General features: G+C 73.6%; 19 protein-coding genes. 12 read left to right on the top strand and 7 right to left on the bottom strand.

All coding sequences use genetic code 11. The annotated features are described in order from the left end of the window. Nucleotides 1–94: 94 nt before the first annotated feature. Genes QSK03_RS10700 through QSK03_RS10690 form a run of 3 tightly spaced genes read left to right on the top strand, consistent with a single transcriptional unit; the run spans nucleotide 95 to nucleotide 3,231 of the window. Nucleotides 95–370 carry a DUF3311 domain-containing protein gene (locus QSK03_RS10700; protein WP_285651402.1) on the top strand — a complete coding sequence of 92 codons (276 nt, stop codon included), beginning with the start codon at nucleotides 95–97 and terminating at the stop codon, nucleotides 368–370. Then, entirely contained in the window at nucleotides 367–2,028 is a 1,662-nt protein-coding gene (gene mctP, locus QSK03_RS10695; protein WP_502872153.1) for a monocarboxylate uptake permease MctP, read from the top strand. Before QSK03_RS10700 ends, mctP begins: the two co-directional genes overlap by 4 nt. A 21-nt stretch (nucleotides 2,029–2,049) precedes the next feature. Continuing rightward, nucleotides 2,050–3,231 (top strand): alkaline phosphatase family protein, encoded by a 1,182-nt coding sequence (locus tag QSK03_RS10690; protein ID WP_285651401.1) that lies wholly within the window; start codon nucleotides 2,050–2,052, stop codon nucleotides 3,229–3,231. Nucleotides 3,232–3,273: 42 nt separating this feature from the next. On the opposite strand, the gene QSK03_RS10685 is transcribed toward QSK03_RS10690, so the two are convergent. Next, entirely contained in the window at nucleotides 3,274–5,187 is a 1,914-nt protein-coding gene (locus QSK03_RS10685) for a sensor histidine kinase (protein WP_285651399.1), read from the bottom strand. Beyond that, on the bottom strand, nucleotides 5,184–5,831 hold the full coding sequence (locus QSK03_RS10680) for a response regulator (protein ID WP_285651395.1): 648 nt from the start codon (nucleotides 5,829–5,831) through the stop codon (nucleotides 5,184–5,186). Before QSK03_RS10680 ends, QSK03_RS10685 begins: the two co-directional genes overlap by 4 nt. A 174-nt stretch (nucleotides 5,832–6,005) precedes the next feature. Between QSK03_RS10680 and QSK03_RS10675 the strand changes: the two genes are divergently transcribed. Next, on the top strand, nucleotides 6,006–6,383 hold the full coding sequence (locus tag QSK03_RS10675) for a hypothetical protein (RefSeq protein WP_285651390.1): 378 nt from the start codon (nucleotides 6,006–6,008) through the stop codon (nucleotides 6,381–6,383). Between the two features lie 84 nt (nucleotides 6,384–6,467). Further along, the gene (locus QSK03_RS10670; RefSeq protein ID WP_285651388.1) at nucleotides 6,468–6,863 is read left to right on the top strand and encodes an ankyrin repeat domain-containing protein; all 396 of its coding nucleotides are present in this window, start codon (nucleotides 6,468–6,470) and stop codon (nucleotides 6,861–6,863) included. Here the strand turns inward: QSK03_RS10670 and pntB are convergent. Together pntB and QSK03_RS10660 are read right to left on the bottom strand one after the other, a co-directional pair. Then, complete coding sequence (gene pntB, locus QSK03_RS10665) at nucleotides 6,850–8,259, bottom strand: Re/Si-specific NAD(P)(+) transhydrogenase subunit beta (RefSeq protein WP_285651385.1); 1,410 nt, start codon at nucleotides 8,257–8,259, stop codon at nucleotides 6,850–6,852. The two genes, QSK03_RS10670 and pntB, sit on opposite strands and share 14 nt — an antisense overlap. Beyond that, the gene (locus QSK03_RS10660; protein WP_285651383.1) at nucleotides 8,256–9,806 is read right to left on the bottom strand and encodes a Re/Si-specific NAD(P)(+) transhydrogenase subunit alpha; all 1,551 of its coding nucleotides are present in this window, start codon (nucleotides 9,804–9,806) and stop codon (nucleotides 8,256–8,258) included. Before QSK03_RS10660 ends, pntB begins: the two co-directional genes overlap by 4 nt. A 253-nt stretch (nucleotides 9,807–10,059) precedes the next feature. On the opposite strand from QSK03_RS10660, the gene QSK03_RS10655 reads away from it, so the two are divergent. The 6 genes from QSK03_RS10655 to QSK03_RS10630 all read left to right on the top strand — a co-directional run bounded on the left by QSK03_RS10655 (nucleotide 10,060) and on the right by QSK03_RS10630 (nucleotide 17,424). Next, nucleotides 10,060–11,109, top strand: a complete 1,050-nt coding sequence (locus QSK03_RS10655; RefSeq protein ID WP_285651380.1) for an LLM class flavin-dependent oxidoreductase — start codon at nucleotides 10,060–10,062, stop codon at nucleotides 11,107–11,109. Between the two features lie 96 nt (nucleotides 11,110–11,205). Beyond that, nucleotides 11,206–13,341 (top strand): molybdopterin oxidoreductase family protein, encoded by a 2,136-nt coding sequence (locus QSK03_RS10650; protein ID WP_285651377.1) that lies wholly within the window; start codon nucleotides 11,206–11,208, stop codon nucleotides 13,339–13,341. A 45-nt stretch (nucleotides 13,342–13,386) separates the two neighbouring features. Beyond that, nucleotides 13,387–13,734, top strand: coding sequence for a molybdopterin oxidoreductase (locus QSK03_RS10645; RefSeq protein ID WP_285651376.1), 348 nt, complete (start codon nucleotides 13,387–13,389; stop codon nucleotides 13,732–13,734). Nucleotides 13,735–13,736: 2 nt separating this feature from the next. Continuing rightward, entirely contained in the window at nucleotides 13,737–16,271 is a 2,535-nt protein-coding gene (gene nirB / locus QSK03_RS10640) for a nitrite reductase large subunit NirB (RefSeq protein WP_285651374.1), read from the top strand. After that, the gene (locus tag QSK03_RS10635; protein WP_285651371.1) at nucleotides 16,268–16,594 is read left to right on the top strand and encodes a Rieske (2Fe-2S) protein; all 327 of its coding nucleotides are present in this window, start codon (nucleotides 16,268–16,270) and stop codon (nucleotides 16,592–16,594) included. The genes nirB and QSK03_RS10635 overlap by 4 nt, the downstream gene beginning before the upstream one ends. A 62-nt stretch (nucleotides 16,595–16,656) precedes the next feature. Next, a complete protein-coding gene (locus QSK03_RS10630; protein WP_285651369.1) occupies nucleotides 16,657–17,424 on the top strand; it encodes a maleylpyruvate isomerase family mycothiol-dependent enzyme in 768 nt (255 codons plus the stop codon). Here the strand turns inward: QSK03_RS10630 and QSK03_RS10625 are convergent, their stop codons facing one another. From QSK03_RS10625 to QSK03_RS10615, 3 genes are all read right to left on the bottom strand, one after another. Next, nucleotides 17,425–17,949 carry a hypothetical protein gene (locus QSK03_RS10625; RefSeq protein WP_285651367.1) on the bottom strand — a complete coding sequence of 175 codons (525 nt, stop codon included), beginning with the start codon at nucleotides 17,947–17,949 and terminating at the stop codon, nucleotides 17,425–17,427. It lies immediately after the preceding gene. Next, nucleotides 17,901–18,401 carry a hypothetical protein gene (locus tag QSK03_RS10620; protein ID WP_285651365.1) on the bottom strand — a complete coding sequence of 167 codons (501 nt, stop codon included), beginning with the start codon at nucleotides 18,399–18,401 and terminating at the stop codon, nucleotides 17,901–17,903. Before QSK03_RS10620 ends, QSK03_RS10625 begins: the two co-directional genes overlap by 49 nt. A gap of 164 nt (nucleotides 18,402–18,565) precedes the next feature. Continuing rightward, on the bottom strand, nucleotides 18,566–19,534 hold the full coding sequence (locus tag QSK03_RS10615; protein WP_352231973.1) for an NADP-dependent oxidoreductase: 969 nt from the start codon (nucleotides 19,532–19,534) through the stop codon (nucleotides 18,566–18,568). Nucleotides 19,535–19,629: 95 nt separating this feature from the next. On the opposite strand from QSK03_RS10615, the gene valS reads away from it, so the two are divergent. Then, entirely contained in the window at nucleotides 19,630–22,197 is a 2,568-nt protein-coding gene (valS, locus tag QSK03_RS10610; protein WP_285651363.1) for a valine--tRNA ligase, read from the top strand. The last annotated feature ends 5 nt before the right edge of the window (nucleotides 22,198–22,202 follow it).

Genomic DNA, 22,202 nt, shown 5'->3' with positions numbered 1-22,202 from the left:
ACTGAGAGTCGCGCAAGCGCTTCACCCCGACGTCACATCGGGCCTACCATTGCTCGACGCTGCGTGAGCGGCACTCGACGAGGAGGTCAGAGCGATGACGACGTCCGCCCCACCACCCGGGGAATCCGCGAACCCCGCGGAGGAGTCACCGCCACGGGGCTGGACCGACGTGCGCTTCCGCCCGGTCAACCTGCTGCTGCTCCTCCCGCTGATCTCGATCCTGCCGTTCCTGTTCAACAGCGAGGAGCCGACGCTCGCGGGGATGCCGTTCTTCTACTGGTTCCAGCTGCTCGTGATCCCGGTCGGCATCCTCTGCACGGTCGCGGTCCACCGCCTGACCCGGCACGTCGACGAGGAGGGCGAGCAGTGAGCGGCACGCAGACCGTCGAGCTGGTCATCTTCACGCTGCTCTTCCTCGCCGTCGCCGCCATGGGCTTCCTGGCGAGCCGGTGGCGCCGGGCGGCGGACATCAACCACCTCGACGAGTGGGGCCTGGGCGGGCGGAAGTTCGGCTCGTGGGTGACGTGGTTCCTGCTCGGCGGGGACCTCTACACCGCCTACACGTTCGTCGCGATCCCGGCGCTGCTGTTCTCCTCCGGCGCGCTCGGCTTCTACGCGGTGCCCTACACGATCATCGCGTTCCCGCTGGTCATGCTGCCGCTGCTGCGGCTGTGGTCGGTCTCGCGGGTGCACGGCTACGTGACGCCGGCGGACTTCGTGCGCGGACGCTACGACTCCCCGCTGCTGGCGCTGCTGATCGCGATCACCGGGATCGTCGCGACGATGCCCTACATCGCCCTGCAGCTCGCCGGGCTCGAGGCCGTGCTGCGCACCATCGGCCTCAACGGCAGCGGGTTCTGGGGCCACGCGCCGCTGTTCGTCGCGTTCGTCGTGCTCGCGGCCTACACCTACCAGTCCGGTCTGCGGGCGCCGGCGCTCATCGCGGTGGTCAAGGACCTGCTGATCTACATCGTCATCCTGGTCGCGATCATCTACCTGCCGCTGAAGCTCGGCGGCTGGGCGACGATCTTCGACGCCGGGCAGGCGAAGCTCTCGCAGCCCTCGCCCTCCACGGGCCAGCCGGCGGGCTCGATCCTGCTCACGGCGAACAACCAGCTCCAGTACGCGACGCTCGCCCTCGGCAGCGCGCTGGCGCTGTTCCTCTACCCGCACTCGGTGACCGGCGTGCTCTCCAGCCAGAGCCGCGGCACGATCCGGCGCAACATGGCGGCGCTGCCGGCGTACTCGTTCCTGCTGGCCCTGCTCGCGCTGCTCGGCTACGTCGCGATCGCGGCCGGGGTGAAGCCGATCGTCAACGGCTCCACCGGGCGGGGGGACTCGAACACCATCGTGCCGGTCCTGTTCGACACCCAGTTCCCGTCGTGGTTCGCGGGCATCGCGTTCGCCGCGATCGGCATCGGGGCGCTCGTGCCCGCCGCGATCATGTCGATCGCCGCGGCGAACCTGTGGACCCGCAACATCTACAAGGAGTTCCTCCGTCGCGACGCCACCCCGCGCGAGGAGGCCCGTCAGGCCAAGCTCGCGTCGCTGGTGGTCAAGGTCGGCGCCGTGCTGTTCATCGTGCTGATCGACCCGCAGTTCTCGGTCGACCTCCAGCTGATCGGCGGCGTGATCATCCTGATGACGCTGCCGGCGGTGGCGATCGCGCTCTACACCCGCTGGTTCCACCGCTGGGCCCTGGTCGCCGGCTGGGTCGCCGGCATGGCGTGGGGGATGTACCTGCTCTACCAGATCCCCAACCCGTCGAACGGCAAGCAGCACTTCGGCGGCTCGGCGCTCGCGCTGGACAAGCTGTCGTTCTTCGGGTGGGCGCCCTGGGACGGCTCCAAGGTGCAGATCTACGTCGGGTTCGTGGCGCTGATCCTCAACATCGTCGTGGCCGTCGTCGCCACCCTCGTGCTCCGCGCGGCGAAGACGGCCGAGGGCCGCGACCACACCGCCGTCTCCGACTACCACGCGACACGCGTCCCGGAGTCGACGACGCCGGAGACGGTCTCGAGCGTGTAGATCGGGCCATACTCCGACGTCATGACCGCAGACGGGCCGGCCGCCGGCACGCTCGCCGACGTCTCGCCCTCGCTGGCGGCCGCGCTCGGCGTCGAGGGGTTCGACGACACCCTCGGCGTCGGCGCGGCCCGCGGGGTCGCGCTGCTGCTCGTCGACGGGCTGGGCGCGACACTGCTCGACGCCCACGCGGAGCGGGCCCCGGCGCTCGCCGAGCTCGCGGCGCGTGGGCGCGTCCTCGACGCCGGGTTCCCGGCGACCACCGCCGTCAGCGTCACGAGCCTGGGCACCGGCCTGCCCTCGGGCGAGCACGGCATCGTCGGCTACAGCATGGGCGTGCCGCCGCTGGACGACCCGACCGGGCCGGCGGACGTCGTCCTCAACACCCTGCGCTGGTGCGCCCACGGCGCCACCGACCCCGTCGACCTGCGCCGGGAGCTGCCGCCGGAGCAGGTGCAGTCCGCACCGACGGTGCTGCAGCGCGCGGCGCGGGCGGGGGTGGCGGTGACGACGGTCGCCCCGGAGATCCAGCGCCGCTCGGGGCTCACGCGGGCCGCGCTGCGGGGCGGGCGGTTCCACGGGGTGTCGGCGCTGGGCGACCTCGGCGCCGAGGTCCTCGACGCCCTCGCCACGGGTTCCGCCGAGGAACGGGCGTTCTGCTACGCCTACCACGGCGACCTCGACATGATCGGCCACGCGCACGGCCCGGGCTCGCGGCCGTGGCTGCTCCAGCTCGCGGTGGTCGACCGGCTCGTCGCGGCGATCACCGAGGAGCTGCCCGCCGACACCGTGCTGGCCGTCGTCGCCGACCACGGCATGGTCGGCACCGACGCGGGCTGGCGCATCGACCTCGACACGACCCCCGCCCTGCTCACCGGCGTGCGTCGCCTGGCCGGCGAGGCGCGGGTGCGGCACGTCTTCGTCGCCGACGGGGCGCTCGACGACGTCGTGGCCGCCTGGCGCGCCGAGCTCGGCGACGCGGCCTGGGTCCGCAGCCGGGACGAGGCGATCGACGACGGGTGGTTCGGCCCGAAGGTCACCGACGCCGCCCGGGGGCGCATCGGCGACGTCGTCGCCGCGGCGCAGGGGAACTGGACGCTGGTCCGCTCGCGGATCGAGCCGATGGAGACCGCGCTCGTCGGACACCACGGGTCGCTCACCGACGCCGAGCAGAAGGTGCCCTTCCTCCTCGCCCGGGGCGCCTGACGGCATGTGAGCGGTTCCTGACCCCGTGACGTAGGAAACCGCTCACATGAGGCCAGGCACCGGGATCCGCGCGTGGACCCGGCCGCCGGCGGTCGTCGCGTCCGCCTCCAGCACGCCGCCGAGCTGCTCGAGGCGTTCGCGCATCGAGGTCAGCCCGACGCCCGGTGTCCACGCCGCCCCGGAGGGCCCGTCGTCGGCGACGAGCAGCTCGAGCACCCCGTCCTCGCGGCACACCGTCACCTCGGCGGTCCGCGCCCGTGCGTGGCGCACGACGTTGAGCACCGCTTCCGACACGACCCGGTACGCCGCGACCTCGACGGCGGCCGGCAGCGCGCCGACGGCGTCGGCCCGGACGGTCACCGTGGGCCCGTCGGCGTCCTGGGTGACGCGCTCGGCCTGCTGGCGGACGGCGGCGACGAGGCCGAGCTGGTCGAGCACCGGGGGCCGCAGGTCGTGCACGAGGCGCCGGACCTCCCCGATCGCGCCGGCGACGTCCTCGCGCAGGGTCGCGAGCAGCTCCGCCGACCGGTCCGGGCGCGACGCGACGACGTTGCGGGCGGCGTCGGCGGTGTAGGCGACGCCGGCGAGCACCGGACCCAGCCCGTCGTGGAGGTCGCGCCGCAGCCGTCGCCGTTCCTCCTCCGCGGCGAGCACGACGAGGCGGCGGGACTCCCGCAGCTCGTCGGCGAGCCGCGCGCTCTGCAGGGCGCGGGCCAGCGGGCCGGCGGCGAGGCGCAGCACGGCGTCGGTCGCCCGCGGCAGCTCGCGGTGGTGCTCGGGCAGGCCGACGACGAGGTCGCCGACGTGGTCGTCCCCGGCCTGGAGCGGGATGGTCGTCACCGCCCCGTCGGCGACGCCGGAGGACGCCACGATCTCGTCGCCGTGCCGCAGGGCGACCGACGGCAGGTCCACCGACGCCCGCAACGCGTCGAGCCACTGCTGCGGACCGCCGCCGCGGCGGAACTCGTCGCCCAGCGTCGTGACGACCCCGACCGGGTCGGGGCGGCCGCCGAAGAGCACCTGGTCCAGGGTGTCGCGGACCTGCAGCCAGGCCGGGTGGAAGCCGGCCGCGACCGCGACGCACAGCAGCGCGGTCACCAGCCGCGACGGCGGCGCGCCGGTCGCCAGCGTGACCACGGCCTGGGCGCCGACGAAGACGCCGAGGGTGAGGTCGACCATGACGACCGACGCCGCCACCTTCGCGATCAGCGCGCGCACGTCGGTCGCGCGGGGGGCGAGGAGCGCCACGACCAGCGTCACCGGCACGGCCAGCCCGCAGAGCAGCGTGAGCGTCAGGAGGACGGTGTCGGCGACGGTGCCGGAGAACTCCTGGGCCGCGAAGACGAGGTGCCCGCCGACGACGGCCGCCGCCCCCGCGCCGAGCAGCAGCCACAGGACGCGTTCGCGGTCGAGGTCGCGGGCCCGCTCGCTGCGCACCCACACGGCGGCCGCGACCGCGGTGACGACCACGATCGCCGCCGGGAGGCCGGCGGGACCCTCGGGGTCGGCGACGAGGACGGCCCCGCCGACCACGGTGACCAGGGCGGCGATCCGTCCGGCGAGGTGCTCGAGCCGCCCCGAGGGGAAGGTCAGCGCGAGCCCGGGCAGCACGAGCGTCAGGACCACCGCGAGCCACCGCTGCTCGAGGGGGATCACCGCGGGGTCGCGGTCGGTCGCGGCCTCGAGCACGGCGAGGACGAGCAGCGAGCAGCCCGTGACGGCGATCCACGCGACGACCCGCCGGTTCCCGCCGCCGCGCCGCACGACCACGGCCGCGGCCCCGCACGCCGCGCCCAGCACCAGCGCGCCGAGCGCCCACGCCGCGCCGATCACCGTCACGGGTGGTCGGGCGACGACCAGCACCGCCGCCGCGACCGTCACGAGGACCCCGACGACCTCGACGACGGTCGGACGGCCGATCGCCCCCGGGCGCCGCAGCACGCCGGCGCCGGTCATCCCGGGCCGCCCAGCCCCGCCGCGCGGGCCTTCGCCGCGGCCTCGGCGCGGGTCTCGACGCCGAGCTTGGTGAGGATCGCCGACACGTGGTTGCCGACGGTCTTGGCGGCGAGGCCGAGCTCGGTCGCGATCGCCCCGTTGCGCCGCCCCCGGGCCATGGCGGTGAGGACGTCGCGCTCGCGCGGGGTGAGGTCCGCGAAGGGGGCCGGGGTGGTGCCGGCGAGCCGGGCGAGCACGTGCGCGGCGGCGGTGGGCGCGACGATCATCTCCCCGGCCACCACGGCGTGGACCGCGCGCCGGATCTCGTCCTGGTCGGCGCCCTTGAGCAGGTAGCCGCGCGCGCCGGCACGCAGCGCGGCCACCACGGTCTCGTCGTCGTCGTGCATCGTGAGCACGAGGACGGCGACCCCCGGGCTCGACGCGGCGATGCGACGGCTCGCCTCGACGCCGTCGAGATCGGGCATCCGGATGTCCATGAGCACGACGTCGGGGGCGAGCAGCTGGGCCTCGCGCACCGCCTCCCGCCCGGTGGCGGCCTGCCCGACGACGTCGATGCCCTCGACCGACTCGAGCAGCGCGGCGAGCCCGCGCCGCACCACGGGGTGGTCGTCGGCGAGCACCACGCGGATCGGCGGGCTGGTCACGCGCCGATCGTGACACTTCGTGGTCACGGTGTCCCCGGCCTTGGCGTCCCGGTTCACCCGGGAAGACGCCCGACCCGATCGGGAGCCCGACGGTTGTGACCGGGTGTGCCCGGCGCGCAGGCTCGTCGGTGTCGCGCCGCCCGTGGGAGGGCCGCGCATCGTCAGGGGGTCGTCATGAGCACACTCACCACGCGCGCCAAGATCGGCTACTGGCTCGCCGTCGTCCTCGGCGTCGTCGACGTCGCGTTCGTCCTGGTCCCGCAGCAGCCCGACGGGCAGGGGCCGCCGTGGGCGGTCACCGTCTTCTCCGCGGTGATGGGCGTGATCACGCTGGTGGCCGCGATCGTCGTCGCGCGGTCGGGGAGCCGGCCGGCGCTGCGGGTCATGGCCGTCGCGCGGATCCTCTCCGGGCTCACGGCGGTCCCCGCCTTCTTCGAGCCCGACGTGCCGCCGCCCTTCGTCGCCGCGGGCGCCGTGCTCGTCGTGCTGACGATCGTCGCCGTCGTCCTGATGATGAGCCGCGCGCGGAGCCGGGTCCCTGCCGGGACCTGAGCCGCGCCGGACCGAGGGGCGCCCTCGCTGCCGGGGGAGCAGCGAGGGCGCCCCTCGCTGCGTCGGCACCTAGGCTGGTGCGCGATGAGTGAGACGCCACCCGAGGACGGGGTCCGCGAGCTCGCGACGCGCGTGTTCGACATGGCGCGCGAGGGCGACGCCGCGACACTCGCGCAGTACGTCGACGCCGGGGTGCCGGTGAACCTCACGAACGACAGCGGCGACACCCTCGTCATGCTCGCCGCGTACCACGGTCACGCCGACGCCGTGGCCGCGCTCGTCGCGCGGGGTGCCGACGTCAACCGGCTCAACGACCGCGGGCAGTCGCCGATCGCCGGGGCGGTGTTCAAGGGCGAGGACGCCGTCGTGCGAGCGCTGCTCGACGGCGGCGCCGACCCCCGGGCGGGTCACCCCACCGCGATCGACACCGCGCAGATGTTCGGCCGCCAGGACCTGCTCGCGATCCTCACAGCGCCTTGAGGATGTCCTCGACCCGGGTCTTGGCGTCGCCGAAGATCATGGACGTGTTGTCGCGGAAGAACAGCGGGTTCTGCACACCCGCGTAGCCCACGGCCATCGAGCGCTTGAACACGACGACGTCCTTGGCCTCCCACACGCGCAGCACCGGCATCCCGGCGATGGGACTGGCCGGGTCCTCCATCGCCGCCGGGTTCACGGTGTCGTTGGCTCCGATGACGAGGACGACGCTCGTGGCGGCGAGGTCGTCGTTGATCTCGTCCATCTCGAGCACGATGTCGTAGGGGACCTTGGCCTCGGCGAGCAGCACGTTCATGTGCCCGGGCAGGCGCCCGGCGACCGGGTGGATGCCGAAGCGGACCTCGACACCGCGCTCGGTCAGTCGACGGGTGAGGTCGGCGACGGGGTACTGCGCCTGGGCCACCGCCATGCCGTAGCCGGGGACGATGACGACCGACGAGGCGTCGGCGAGCATCTCGGCGACGTCGTCGGCCTGGACCTCGCGGTGCTCGCCCTCGACGGCGGCCGACGTCCCGGACTCCACGCCGAAGCCACCCGCGATCACCGAGAGGAACGAGCGGTTCATCGCCTGGCACATGACGTACGAGAGGTACGCACCGGAGGAGCCGACGAGCGCGCCGGTGACGATCAGCAGGGTGTTGTCGAGCAGGAAGCCCGAGGCGGCCGCCGCCCAGCCGGAGTAGCTGTTGAGCATCGAGACGACGACGGGCATGTCGCCGCCGCCGATCGAGGCGACGAGGTGCCAGCCCAGCGCCAGGGCCACCGCGGTGATGCCGATCATCAGGCCGAGCGAGGGCGCGATCGTGAACCCGACGGTCAGGGCGCCGAAGGCCACGAGCGCGCCGAGGTTCAGCGCGTTCTTGCCCGGCAGCGTCAGCGGGCGGGACTTCATCCGCCCGGAGAGCTTGCCGTACGCGACGATCGAGCCGGTGAAGGTGACCGCGCCGATGAAGACGCCGACACCGACCTCGACGGAGTGGATGCCGAGCAGCTCGGGCGCCACCGTGGTCTGGCCTCCGGCGGCCTCGACTGCTTCCACTTCGAGGTAGCCGTTCCAGCCGACCAGGACCGCGGCGAGACCGACGAAGCTGTGCAGCAGCGCGATGAGCTCGGGCATCCCGGTCATCTCGACGACCCGCGCGCGCCAGAGCCCGATGCCGCCGCCGATGACCATGGCCACCGCGAGCAGCGCGATGGCGCCTGCGGTCAGCGACTGGGCGGCGAGCACCACGGTCGCGACGAGGGCGACCGCCATGCCCGCGATGCCGTAGGCGACACCGGAGCGCGCGGTCTCGTGCTTCGAGAGGCCGGCGAGGCTCATCACGGTGAGCAGCGCGGCGACGATGTAGGCGGCGGTCGCCGCGGCCTGGGCACTCACCGGGCCGTCCTCTCCTGGGCGGGGCCCTTCGTGAACATGGCCAGCATCCGTCGCGTGACGGCGAAGCCGCCAACGATGTTGATGCTCGCGAGCAGCACGGCCACGCCGGCGAGCACCGAGACCACGACGCCGTGCTGCCCGAACTGCAGCAGCGCGCCGACGATCACGACGCCGGAGATCGCGTTGGTCACCGACATCAGGGGCGTGTGCAGGGCGTGGTGCACCTTGCCGATGACGTAGTAACCGATCACCACGGCGAGCACGAACACCGTCAGGTTGGTCGCGAGCTCCGCCGGCGCGAACGCGGTGGCGACGAAGAGCACGGCGAACGCGACCGCGATCGCCGCGTAGCGACGGGCCGGCGAGGCGGGCCGCTTCGGCTCGGCGACCGGCGTCGCGGCCTCGGGCTCGACCGGTGCGGCCGGGGCCGCGGACACCGGGATCGGCGGTGGCGGCCAGAGCACGTCGCCGTGGTGGGTCACCGTGACCGAGCGGATGACGACGTCGTCGAGATCGAGGACGAGGGTGCCGTCCTTCTCGGGCACCAGCAGCTTGAGGAGGTTGACGAGGTTGGTGCCGTAGAGCTGCGAGGCCTGCGTGGGCAGGCGCGCGGCGAGGTCGGTGTCGCCGACGATCGTCACGCCGCTCTCGGTCACGACCACCTCGTCGGCGACCGAGCCCTCGACGTTGCCGCCCTGGCCCGCGGCCATGTCGACGACGACGCTGCCCGGCTTCATGCTCGCGACGTCGGCCGCGGTGAGCAGGCGCGGCGCCTGCCGGCCCGGGATCAGTGCGGTGGTGATGACGACGTCGACGTCGGCGGCCTGCTCGGAGTAGATCTCCGCCGCCCGGGCGTCGTAGGCCTCGGAGGTGGCGCGGGCGTACCCGTCGGTGCTCGCCTCCTGCTCGACCTCGACGGCGAGGAACTCGCCGCCCAGGGAGCGGACCTGCTCGGCGACCTCGGGGCGCGGGTCGGTGGCGCGCACGACCGCGCCCAGGCTCGAGGCGGCGCCGACCGCGGCCAGCCCGGCGACACCGGCGCCGGCCACCAGGACCGTCGCCGGCGGCACCTTGCCCGCCGCCGTGACCTGGCCGGTGAAGAAGCGGCCGAAGCGGTGCGCGGCCTCGACGACGGCGCGGTAGCCGGCGATGTTGGCCATCGAGCTGAGCACGTCGAGCGACTGCGCCCGGGAGATGCGCGGGACCGCGTCCGTCGCGAGCACGGTGATGCCGCGGCGCGCGAGGTCCGCGAGCAGGTCCGGGTTGCGGGCCGGGCCGACCATCGCGATGAGCGTCGTCCCGGCGGCGAGCCGGTCCAGCTTGTCCGTCTCGGGAGTGCGCAGCGCGAGCACCACGTCGGCCGACCACGGGTCGCCGATCTCCGCCCCGGCCTCCGCGTACGCGGTGTCGGTGAAGCTCGCCCGCTCCCCCGCGCCCGGCTCGACGACGACCGTCGCCCCCAGGTTGGTCAGACCCACCACCGTGGCCGGCGTCGCCGCCACGCGGGTCTCGTGGTCCCCGGACTCCCGGGGCACGCCGATCCGCACCGTCGTGCTCCCTCTCCCGACCGGCGCCATCGCCGGGTCCGCCGGTCGGGGCTCGCCCGCTGACCGGTCGCAGTGAACCTTAGTCCCGGCGGGTGAGTCCGCTCGGGAGTGGGCTGTCTCACCCTGAGACGGCGTGTGATCCGCGTCAGGTCCGGCGCGAGCGTGTGGCGTCACGGACGCGGACCGTCTGCGGTGGCCCACCGCTGACACGCCCGCAGGAATCACGCGCGGCCGACGGAACGTTGCTCCGGACATGCGCGATCTCGACCTCTCGGTCCTCGACCTCTCCCCGGTGCCCTCCGGCACGCCGACCTCGGCGGCCCTGCGCGAGACCGTGGAGCTCGGGCAGACCGTCGAGCGCGCCGGGTACCGGCGGATGTGGCTCGCCGAGCACCACGGCATCCCGAGCGTCGCGAGCTCCAGCCCCGAGATCCTCATCGGCGCGGTCGCGGGCGCCACGAGCACGCTGCGCGTCGGCTCCGGCGGGATCATGCTGCCGAACCACTCGCCGCTGAAGGTCGCCGAGACGTTCCGGGCGCTGGCGGGCCTCTACCCCGACCGCATCGACCTGGGCCTCGGCCGCGCCCCGGGCACCGACCCGCGCACGGCGATCGCGCTGCGCCGCAGCCGCGAGGCACTGACCGCGGACGACTTCCCCGAGCAGTTCGCCGAGCTCCGCGGCTACGTCGACGGCCTGCCCGCCGACCACCCGTTCGCCGGCATCGTCGCGATCCCCGACGACATCCCGCTGCCGCCGGTGTGGATCCTCGCCTCGAGCTACTACGGCGGGCAGGCCGCGGCGGCGTTCGGCACCGGCTTCGCCTACGCCGGGCACTTCGGGGGCGCCGACCCGGCCGAGGCCACCCGGATCTACCGCCAGCAGTTCCGCCCCAGCGACGCCGCCGGCGCCCAGGACCCGCACGTGATCCTCGCCGCGGCCGTGATGTGCAGCGAGGACGCGGAGCGCGCCCGCGCGATGGGCCGCGCCCACGCCCTGTCGATGGCGCGCCTGCGCACCGGGAACCCCGGGCCGCTGCCGAGTCCCGAGGAGGCCACCGCGCACGACTGGAGCCCGGTCGAGCGGCAGGTCGAGCAGGCGATGGCCCCGAAGATGACCGCCGGCACGCCCGCGGAGGTCCGCGACGACCTCGAGCGGCGGGCCCGGGAGGCCGACGCCGACGAGATCATGATCGTGACGCCGATCCATGATGCCGCCGAGCGGCGCCGGTCCTACGAGCTGATCGCCCGGGAGTTCGGCCTGTCCAGCCCGCAGGGCGCCGAGGCGTCGCTCGCCCAGGTGTAGCCGCCCGTCCTCGGGTGCGGTGTCGATCCCGCCACCCGCGACGTGACGTAGCGCCCGCGTAACAGCCTGGAAACGGCGCGCCCGCAACGTGGGGGCATGGCCGGGCCCCACCTGCCGATCTCCGGATCGGCGCCCGAGCAGGGCGTCAGCACCCACTGCCCGTACTGCTCGCTCCAGTGCGCGATGACGCTGACCCCGCGCGAGCACGGTGCGGGCCCGGTGCTCGAGGTGGCGGGCGCGCCGTTCCCCACCAACCGCGGCGGGCTGTGCGAGAAGGGCCTGTCCGCCGCCGAGCTGCTCACCCATCCCGACCGCCTGACGACTCCCCTGGTGCGGGACGCACGCAACGAACCGTTCCGGGCGGCGACCTGGGACGAGGCGATGCAGCGGATCGCCGACGGCCTCACCGTCGCCCAGGAGCGGTTCGGCCGGGACGCCGCCGGGCTCTTCGGCGGCGGGGGCATGACCAACGAGAAGGCCTACCAGGCCGGCAAGTTCGTGCGCGTCGCGCTGCGCAGCGCCTCGATCGACTACAACGGCCGCTTCTGCATGTCCTCCGCCGCCGCGGCGGCGAACAAGGCGTTCGGCGTCGACCGCGGGATGCCGTTCCCGCTCGCCGACATCGCCCGAGCCGACACTGTGCTGCTCGTCGGCTCCAACCCCGCCGACGTCATGCCCCCGGCGATGCGCTGGTTCGCCGCCGGCCGCGAGCGCGGCGCGCAGCACCTCGTCGTCGACCCCCGCTACACCGCCACCGCGGCCGCGTCCGACGTCCACCTGCAGCCGGTGCCGGGCACCGACCTCGCGCTCGCCAACGGGTTGCTGCATCTCGCGGTGAAGCACCGCCTCGTCGACACCGCCTACATCGCCGAGCGCACCACCGGCTGGCCGGCGGTCAAGCGGGCGCTGCGGCAGTACTGGCCCGACCGGGTCGAGCGCATCACCGGAGTGCCGGTGCGCGTGATGGAGCGCGCGGTGCGGATGCTCGCCGAGTCGCGCGCCACGATGATCCTGTCCGGCCGCGGCGCCGAGCAGCACGCCAAGGGCTCGGACACCGCGCTGGCCTGGATCAACCTCGCGCTCGCCCTCGGTCTGCCCGGCCGCCCGAACTCCGGCTGGGCGACGATGACCGGCCAGGGCAACGGGCAGGGCGGCCGCGAGCACGGGCAGAAGGCCGATCAGCTCCCCGGCTACCGGATGCTCGCCGACCCCGCCGCCCGCGAGCACGTCGCCGGCGTCTGGGGCGTCGATCCCGACGAGCTCCCGCAGCCCGGGGTCTCGGCGTACGAGATGCTCGACCGCCTCGGGACCGACGGCGGCGTGCGCGCCCTGATGATCATGGCGTCCAACGTCGCCGTGTCCGCGCCGCGCGCCGCCCACGTCCGCGAGCGCCTCCGGTCCCTGGACTTCCTCGCGGTCTCCGACATCTTCCTGTCCGAGACCGCCGAGCTCGCCGACGTCGTCCTGCCCACCACCCAGTGGGCCGAGGAGGACGGCACGATGACCAACGTCGAGGGCCGCGTGCTGCGCCGCCGCCGCGCCACCGACGCCCCCGAGGGCGCGCGCAGCGACCTGGCCGTGCTCGCCGACCTCGCCGACCGCCTCGGTCGCGGCGAGCTCTTCGACGACGACCCCCGCACGGTCTTCGACGAGCTGCGCCGCGCCAGCGCCGGCGGGAAGGCCGACTACGCCGGCATCACCTGGGAGCGCATCGAGGCCGAACGCGGGGTGTTCTGGCCGTGCCCCACGGAGGACCACGAGGGCACCCCGCGCCTGTTCCGTGACGGGTTCCCGACCCCGGACGGGCGCGCCCGCTTCCACGTCGTGCACCACCGCGACGCCGCCGAGACACCCGACGACGAGTACCCGTACCGCCTGACGACCGGTCGCAGTCGCGCGCACTACCAGTCCGGCACGCAGACCCGGCGGACCAAGACGCTCCTCGATGCCGAGCCGGAGCCCGCCGTCGAGGTCCACCCCGATCTCGCCGCGCGCCTCGGCGTCGCCGACGGCGGCGACCTGCTGCTGCGCACCCGCCGGGGCAGCGCGCGGATGCGGGTGCGCCTGAGCACGACGATCCGCCCGGACACCGTCTTCGCGCCGTTCCACTGGGCCGGCGAGCAGACGATCAACGACCTCACCAACCCCGCCCTGGACCCGGCGTCGCGGATGCCGGAGTTCAAGGTCTGCGCGGTCGAGCTCACGGCCGTCCCCACCAGCACCGATCGCTGAGTCGATCCCCGTCGCTCCGCTCGCCCCAGGAGAGGACTCCTCCGCATGATGACCACCCCGCGCTTCCTGCAGGGCGCGTTCGCGTTCGAGGGGCAGGGCCTGGACAAGCCGGCGCCCCTGCACCCGTCGCTGACCTACACCGTCCCGGAGGGCGTCACCGGCCAGGTCCTCTACGTCCGCGCCGGCAACTCCTCCGACGAGCTGGCGACCGTCGTGCTGGTGTTCGACGGCGCGCCGGCCCGCTGGCTGCCGGTCGGGGCCAAGGGCGACATGCACGTCTCGCTGCGCGTCGTCGAGGACCTGCTCGCCGGCACCACCGTCGAGGTGCACTACACCGCGCCCGCCGGCGCCGCCGGCACGCTCGTCGTCGACTGCGGCCTGGTGGAGGTCTAGGGGTGACGCAGACCGCCGAACGCCCCGACACCCCGCCGTCCGCCCCGGCCCGCTCGCGCCTCGTCGTCGTCGGCAACGGCATGTCCGGCGCCCGGGCGCTGGAGGAGATCCTCGCCCGCGGCGGCGGCGACACGTTCGCGATCACCGTCTTCGGCGAGGAGCCCTACGGCAACTACAACCGCATCCTGCTCTCGGAGGTCCTGGCGAACGCCGCGGGCGAGGCCGTGGACAACGAAGATGCCGACGACGAGATCTACCTCAACCCGCTCGACTGGTACGACGAGAACGGGATCACGCTGCACGCCGGCGTGCGGATCGTGCGGATCGACCGGCCGTCCAAGGTCGTGTACGGCGACGACGGGTCGGTGACGCCGTACGACACGCTCGTGCTCGCCACCGGCAGCCGCTCGTTCTTCCCGCCGATGGAGGGCATGTGGGCCTCCACGACGCGGCTGACCCCGGGGGTCTTCGGCTTCCGGTCGCTCGACGACGCGACGGGGATGCTCGAGCACGTGCGCGAGCACCGGACGGCGGTCGTCATCGGCGGCGGGCTGCTCGGGCTCGAGGCGGCCGCCGGACTGCAGGCGCACGGTGTCGCCGTGCACGTCGTGCACCCCACCGAGGTGCTGATGAACCAGCAGCTCGAGGCCGAGGCGTCGAAGGTGCTGCGCTCGAAGCTGCAGGACATGGGCATGCACATGCACCTCGGGGTGAAGACGTCGGAGATCCTCGTCGAGGACGGCCGCGTCGCCGGGGTCCGGTTCACCGACGGCTCGGACCTCGCCTGCGACATGGTCGTCGTCACCGCCGGGATCCGGCCCAACATCGGGCTGGCGATGGTGTCCGGGCTGGAGACCCAGCGCGCGATCGTCGTCGACGACACGATGCGCTCGGTCGACGACGACGACATCTACGTGGTCGGCGAGTGCGCCCAGCACCGCGGCGAGGTCTACGGGGTCGTCGGCCCGCTGTGGGAGCAGGCCGCCGTGCTCGCCGACGTGGTCACCGGGACGAACCCCGACGCGCGCTACCACGGCTCGCGGCTGGCCACGAAGCTCAAGGTCGCGGGCGTCGACGTGGCGCAGATGGGCGTGAAGATCCCTGAGCGGTCGTCCGACGAGTTCGTGCAGTTCTCCGAGACCGGACGCGGCGTCTACCAGACCGTCGTCATCCGCGACGGCACGCTGATCGGCGCGACGCTCGTGGGCGACGTCAGCAAGGTCGCGGCGCTGACCCAGGCGTTCGACAGCCGCTCGGCGCTGCCCGAGGAGCGCGTGAAGCTGCTCTTCGACCTCGGCAGCGCGGACGACGGCGCGGCGGCCGCGGACCTCCCCGACGACACCCAGATCTGCAACTGCAACGGCGTCTCCAAGGGCGACCTCGTCGGGTGCGTCGAGGACGGCGCCGAGTCGGTGTCCGCGTGCATGGCCGCCACCCGCGCCGGCAAGGGCTGCGGGTCGTGCAAGGGCCTGGTGAAAGAGGTCGTCGAGGCCGCGCTCGGCGGCGCGGGGCGTGAGGACCCCGCGGACTCCTACTACGTGCCGGGCATCCCGATGGACAAGCCGACGCTGATGCGGGAGATCCGCAGCCGGGGCCTGACGAGCGTGTCGGCGGTGTTCGAGGCCCTGGCCCCGGAGGGCAGGGACCACGTCGGGTCGAAGATGGGCCTGACCGCGCTGCTGCGGATGATGTGGCCGCACGAGTTCGTCGACGAGCGCGACGGCCGGTTCATCAACGACCGCGTGCACGCCAACATCCAGCGCGACGGCACGTTCTCGGTGGTCCCCCGGATGTCGGGCGGGGTGACGTCGCCCGACCAGCTGCGGCGCATCGCCGACGTCGCCGAGAAGCACGAGATCCCCATGGTCAAGCTGACCGGCGGGCAGCGCATCGACCTGCTCGGGGTGCCCAAGGAGAAGCTCCAGGAGGTGTGGGCGGACCTCGACATGCCCTCCGGCTGGGCCTACGGCAAGAGCTTCCGCACCGTGAAGACCTGCGTAGGCACCGACTTCTGCCGGTTCGGGCTCGGGGACTCGACGCAGCTCGGGATCGACATCGAGGAGACCTACAAGGGCATCGAGGGCCCGGCGAAGATGAAGCTCGCCGTCTCCGGCTGCCCGCGGAACTGCGCGGAGTCGATGGTGAAGGATGTCGGTCTGGTCGCTGTGGAGGGCGGGTCCTGGCAGATCTACGTCGGCGGCGCCGCGGGGGCGACGATCCGGAAGGGCGACATCCTGGCCACCGTCGACTCCCACGAGGAGGCCCTGCGGATCACCGGACGGTTCCTGCAGTACTACCGGGAGAACGCGAACTGGCTCGAGCGCACCTACGACTTCGTGCCCCGCATGGGCCTGGAGTACCTGCAGGCCGTGATCGTGGACGACAGCGAGGGGATCGCCGCCGACCTGGACGCCCGCATGCAGGAGGCGGTCGACGCGTACGTCGATCCGTGGGCGAGCGACCAGACCGAGCGGACGCCCGGCCAGTTCCACGACGCGCTGCCGCTCGTCCCGCTGCCCCAGGTGCCCGTGCGATGAGCAGCGTCGACGTGGTCGAGGGCCGCCTGGGGCCGGTCGACCAGATCCCCGTGGGCGAGGGGCGCGCGTTCCTCGTCGGCGACGAGCCGGTCGCGGTGTTCCGCCCGCGCTCGGGCGGACTGCACGCGCTGCGGGCGATCTGTCCCCACCGCGGCGGCCCGCTCGCCGACGGGCTCGTGGACGGTGAGGTCGTGATGTGCCCCCTGCACAACCACCAGTTCTCGCTGGTCGACGGCTCCTGCGCGACCGGGACCGACGACGTCGCGGCCTACAGCGCCGCCGAGGAGGACGGCGAACTGGTGGTGCGCCTCCGCCACACGTGAGCGGAATTCCCGGCTACAGCCGTGAATTTCGCTCACGTGACCATGGGCGCGAGGATGGCCGCATGCCGACGGTGCCCCGCTTCCTCGACGAGATCACCGCCCACACCACGGCGTTCGCGGACGCCACGCGTGCCGTCGACCACGACACCCTGGTGCCGTCGTGCCCGGAGTGGACCGTGCACGACCTCGCCGACCACCTCGGCGGGGTCCATCGCTGGTGCGCGGCGACCGTCGGCAACCCGGGCAAGAAGCTCAAGCGCCGCGGCCCCACGTCCCCGCCGCTGCCCGACCACGAGGGCGAGGTCTCGCTCTGGCTCCGCGAGGGCGCCGTAGGGCTCACGCAGGCCATCCGCGACGCCGGCGAGGACACCGAGGTCGGCGGGTTCGGCCGGATGGTGCCGGTGTCGTTCTGGGCGCGCCGGCAGTGCCACGAGACGCTGGTGCACCGCGCCGACGCCGAGCTCGCCGCGCGCCTGCCGGTGCTCGCCGACGTGGACCCGGTGATCGCCGCCGACGCGGTCGACGAGCACCTGTCCATGGTGGCCATGGGCGCGAAGTACCGGACGGGCCTGCGCGCGGAGGGCGCCACGCTGCACCTGCACGCGACCGACGAGGGGCTGCCCGAGGGTGTGGGCGAGTGGGTCGTGACGCTCGGCGCCGACGGTCCGGTCGTGGAGCACGCGCACCGCAAGAGCGACGTCGCGGTCCGGGGCCCGGCCCGCGCCCTGCTGACCGTGCTCACGAGCCGCGAACGCCCCGAGGACGCCGGTGTCGACGTCCTCGGGGCGGGCGAGCTGCTCACGCTCTGGCGCGAGCACGGGGCGGTCTGATCAGAGGGTGCCGGTGAAGACGGCCGGGTCGTGGCTGAACGACGGGGTCACGTCGACCTGGGCCTCGCCGCTGTTCGCCGTGGTGGAGAAGGCGACGTCGTAGGTCAGGCTGCGGCCGGGCTGGAGCTGGTTCTGCGGGGCGAACCCGTTGATGTCGTTCTGCGAGTCGATGATCGACGACGCCTGGACACCACCGGTGGTCATCGCGACCTGCAGCAGGGTCGGGTCGAACGCGGCACCGGTGTTGTTCGTGACGCGCACCGTGACCTTGTACGCGTGCGGGTTGGTGTTGCCGGCCGCGTAGCGCGAGGGGTCGTAGGACGTCGGCTCGCTGACGGTGACGGCGAGGCCGTCGGCGTAGGTGAAGGTCTGGCCGAAGCCGACGGCGGCGGCGGCCGGCGCCGAGGTCGCGGCCGGGGTGCCGGCGCCGACCGAGGAGAGGTCCTGGCCGAGCTGGTTCACGGCGCCGAACACGATCACGATGCCCCAGATGCCGAGCGCCACCGCGAGGACGGAGGCGACCACGCCGGTGGCCGCGGTCTGGTGTTGGTGGCGAGGCGCTTGCGGGCGCGGGTCACGCCGACGAGCCCGAGCACCAGACCGACGACGCCGAGCAGGATGGCGCCGATCCCGAACAGCGGGATGAGGCCGACGACCAGGCCGCAGAGCCCCAGGACCAGGCCGGCGATGCCGAGTCCGTTGCGGGGCGCGACCGGAGCGGCCATCGGAGCCAGGGGCGCCATCGGGGCGGCCATCGGCATCGGCATGGGCGCCGGGGCCGGGGCGGCGGCGCGGGCGGCGTCCAGAGCGGCCCGCGCGATCGGGACGGTCGGGGCGTCGGTGGCGACGTCGGCCGCCTGGGCACCGTGACGGGAGCGGCGGGGGGCGACCGTGATCGGCCCCGACGGGTGCGGCTCGTGGCCGAAGCCCTGGGCCCCGGTGGGAGCGCGGTGGCGGGGCGGCTGGACGACGGTCATGGTTGGCGATCCCCCGACGAGATGTGTGGTGCCCGCCGTGCGGCGGACTTGCCGCTCATGTCGTCGGGGGTCGCGAACCGTTAGCACCCCTCACCGGATCGAGTGGGTCGAGCCCGTGCGCGGCACCACCAGGGGTCGGCTCCGGCACCGCCGCCGGCGCGTGGTCAGACCGTGAGCACGAGCTTGCCGAACGTCGACCCCTTCTCGAGCTCGCGGTGGGCCGCCGCGGCGTCCTCGAGCGCGAACGTGCCGGCGATCCGGACCGTCACCACGTCCTCGTCCAGGAGCCGCGCGATCCCGGTGAGCGCGACGCCGTCGGGTTCGACGAGGAAGTCGGTGACCCGCTTGCCCTCGGCGTGTGCCTGCTCGGCGAGACCCTCGGGCACGCCGGACGGCACGCACACCACGAGCCCGCCGGGGCGCAGCACCGCCAGCGAGGAGGGCCCGTTCACCTCGGTCAGGTCGACCGCGACGTCGATGTCCCGCGTGGCCTCGGCGATCTCCTCGGTGTGGTGGTCGATCACCTCGTCGAGCCCGAGGGCGACGAGGTCGGCGTGCTTGGCGGCCGACGCCGTCCCGACCACGTACGCGCCGCGGGCCTTCGCGATCTGCATCGCCAGGTGACCGACGCCCCCGCCGGCCGCGTGGATCAGCACCCGCTGGTCGCGCTGCACGTCGGCGGTGTCCACGAGGATCTGCCAGGCGGTGAGGGCGGCGAGCGGGGTGGCCGCGGCGGTGACGTCGTCCACGCCGTCGGGGATGTGCGCGAACTGCCGGGACGGCGCGGTGACGTACTCGGCGTAGCCGCCGGCCTCGCGCGGGAACCACGGCATCCCGAAGACACGGTCGCCCACGGCAAAGCGGGTGACGCCCATGCCCACGGCGTCGACGACCCCGGCGACGTCCCACCCGACCGTGAACGGCGGGGCCGTCATGTCCCCGCCGGCCGAGCCGAGCCCGGCCCCGCCCGCGCGCACCTTCGTGTCGACCGGGTTGACGCCGGCGGCGGTCACCCGCACCCGGATCTCTGTCGGGATCGGCTCCGGGACCGGGGCCTCGGTCAGGTGCAGGACCTCGGGTCCGCCTGCGGTGTCCTGGGTGATCCGTCGCATCTGCTCCGAGTCCCCCGACACCCCCGGACGCACACCCCGTCTGCGCAGCTCCGCTCCGCTGCGTGCGTCGCGAGCAGGCCGGAAGTCGCTCCGAACCCCTCGGTAAACTGGGTGTCATGGTGCAGTCCGACCCCGGTACACGCGTGCCCGAGAAGCCGACCCTCGACGGCCTCGAGGACCGGTGGGCGGACGTATGGGAGAACGAGGGCACCTACGCGTTCGACCGCTCCGCGACGCGCGAGCAGGTGTTCTCCGTCGACACCCCTCCGCCGACGGTGTCCGGGTCGCTGCACGTCGGGCACGTGTTCAGCTACACCCACACCGACATCGTCGCCCGCTTCCAGCGCATGCGGGGCAAGCAGGTCTTCTACCCGATGGGCTGGGACGACAACGGCCTGCCCACCGAGCGCCGCGTGCAGAACTACTACGGCGTGCGCTGCGAGCCGAGCCTGCCGTACGACCCGGACTTCACCCCGCCCGACAAGCCCGGCAAGCAGCAGATCCCGGTCTCGCGACGGAACTTCGTCGAGCTCTGCGAGACGCTGACCGCCGACGACGAGAAGGCGTTCGAGGCGCTGTGGCGGCGCAACGGGCTGTCGGTCGACTGGTCGCACGGCTACCAGACCATCGACGCCCGGGCCCGCGCGATCAGCCAGCGCGCGTTCCTGCGCAACGTCGAGCGCGGCCAGGCCTACGTCTCGATGGCGCCGACACTCTGGGACGTCACGTTCCGCACCGCGGTCGCGCAGGCCGAGCTGGAGGACCGCGAGCACACCGGTGCCTGGCACCGGATCGCCTACCACGGCCCCGGCGACGACATCTTCATCGAGACGACGCGGCCCGAGCTGATCCCGGCGTGCGTCGCGCTGGTCGCGCACCCCGACGACGAGCGCTACCGGGCGCTCTTCGGCACCACGGTGCGCTCGCCGCTGTTCGACGTCGAGGTCCCGGTCCTCGCCCACCCGGCGGCGGAGATGGACCGCGGCGCCGGCATCGCGATGTGCTGCACGTTCGGCGACCTCACCGACGTCCAGTGGTGGCGCGAGCTCGACCTGCCCAACCGCACGGTGATCAACCGCGACGGTCGTCTGGTGCGCGACACCCCGGACTGGATCACCTCGGAACGGGGCCGCGAGCGCTACGCCGAGGTCGCCGGCGCGACGGTGCACACCGCCAAGGAGCGGATCGTCGCGATGCTGCAGGAGACCGGCGAGCTCTCCGGCGACGTCCGCCCCGTCACGCGGCCCGTGAAGTTCTACGAGAAGGGCGACAAGCCGCTCGAGATCGTCTCCAGCCGCCAGTGGTACATCCGCAACGGCGGGCGCGAGGCGACCGTCCGCGAGGAGATGCTCGCCCGCGGCCGTGAGCTGCAGTGGCACCCCGAGTACATGCGGCACCGCTACGAGGACTGGGTGCGCGGCCTCAACGGCGACTGGCTCGTCAGCCGCCAGCGGTTCTTCGGCGTCCCGGTGCCGGTCTGGTACCCGCTCGACGCCGAGGGCGAGGTCGTCCCCGACAAGCCGCTGACTCCGGACGACAGCGCGCTGCCGATCGATCCCACCACCGACGTCCCGCCCGGCTTCACCGCCGAGCAGCGCGACGTCCCCGGTGGGTTCACCGGTGACCCGGACGTCCTGGACACCTGGGCGACCTCGTCGCTGACCCCCCAGATCGCGGGGCTGTGGAGCGTCGACGACGACCTGTTCGCCCGCGTCTTCCCGATGGACCTGCGCCCGCAGGGCCACGACATCATCCGCACCTGGCTGTTCTCGACGGTGCTGCGCAGCCACCTCGAGCACGACAGCCTGCCCTGGGCCCACGCCGCGCTGTCCGGATGGATCCTCGACCCGGACCGCAAGAAGATGTCGAAGTCCAAGGGCAACGTCGTGACGCCCATGGACCTGCTCGTCGAGTTCGGCTCCGACGCGGTGCGCTACTGGGCCGCCGGCGGGCGCCCGGGTGTCGACACGGCGTTCGACCGCGGCCAGATGAAGGTCGGTCGGCGGCTCGCGATGAAGCTGCTGAACGCCTCGAAGTTCATCCTCGGCGTCGGCGTCCCGGCCGGGGAGCCCGACGTGTCCGCGGTGTCGACACCGCTCGACCGCGCGCTGCTGGCCCGCCTCACCGAGGTCGTGCAGAAGGCGACGGCCGCGCTCGAGGGTTACGACTACGCGGTCGCGCTCGAGCTGACCGAGCAGTTCTTCTGGTTCTTCTGCGACGACTACCTCGAGCTGGTGAAGTCGCGGGCCTACGGCGAGTTCGACGAGGCCGGGCGCGACTCGGCCCGCGCGACGCTCGCGGCCGCGCTGCGGGTGCTGCAGCGGCTGTTCGCCCCGGTGCTGCCGTTCGTCGCCGAGGAGGTCTGGTCGTGGTGGCAGGAGGGCTCGGTGCACCGGGCCGCCTGGCCGGACATCCACGAGCTGGCCACGTCGGCGGAGGTCGACCCGCAGGTCCTCGTCGTGGCCTCGGACGTCATCGGCGGCATCCGCCGCGCGAAGTCCGAGCAGAAGCTCTCGATCCGCACGGAGGTCGAGAGCCTGTCGGTGCAGGCGTCGTCGTCGGCGCTCGAGGCCCTGCGCGAGGCGCTCGGCGACGTGCGCGCCGCGGGGCGGGTGCGTGACGTCGAGCTGGTCGTCTCCGCGGACGGCGAGCTGGTCACCACCGTCGGCGGCCCCACGGCCTGAGCTCC

It is taken from the genome of Actinomycetospora sp. NBRC 106375, assembly GCF_030269665.1.
Taxonomy (GTDB): Bacteria; Actinomycetota; Actinomycetes; order Mycobacteriales; family Pseudonocardiaceae; genus Actinomycetospora.
Note: the sequence above shows the minus strand (reverse complement) of the source record. Positions and strands in the feature narration are given on the sequence as shown.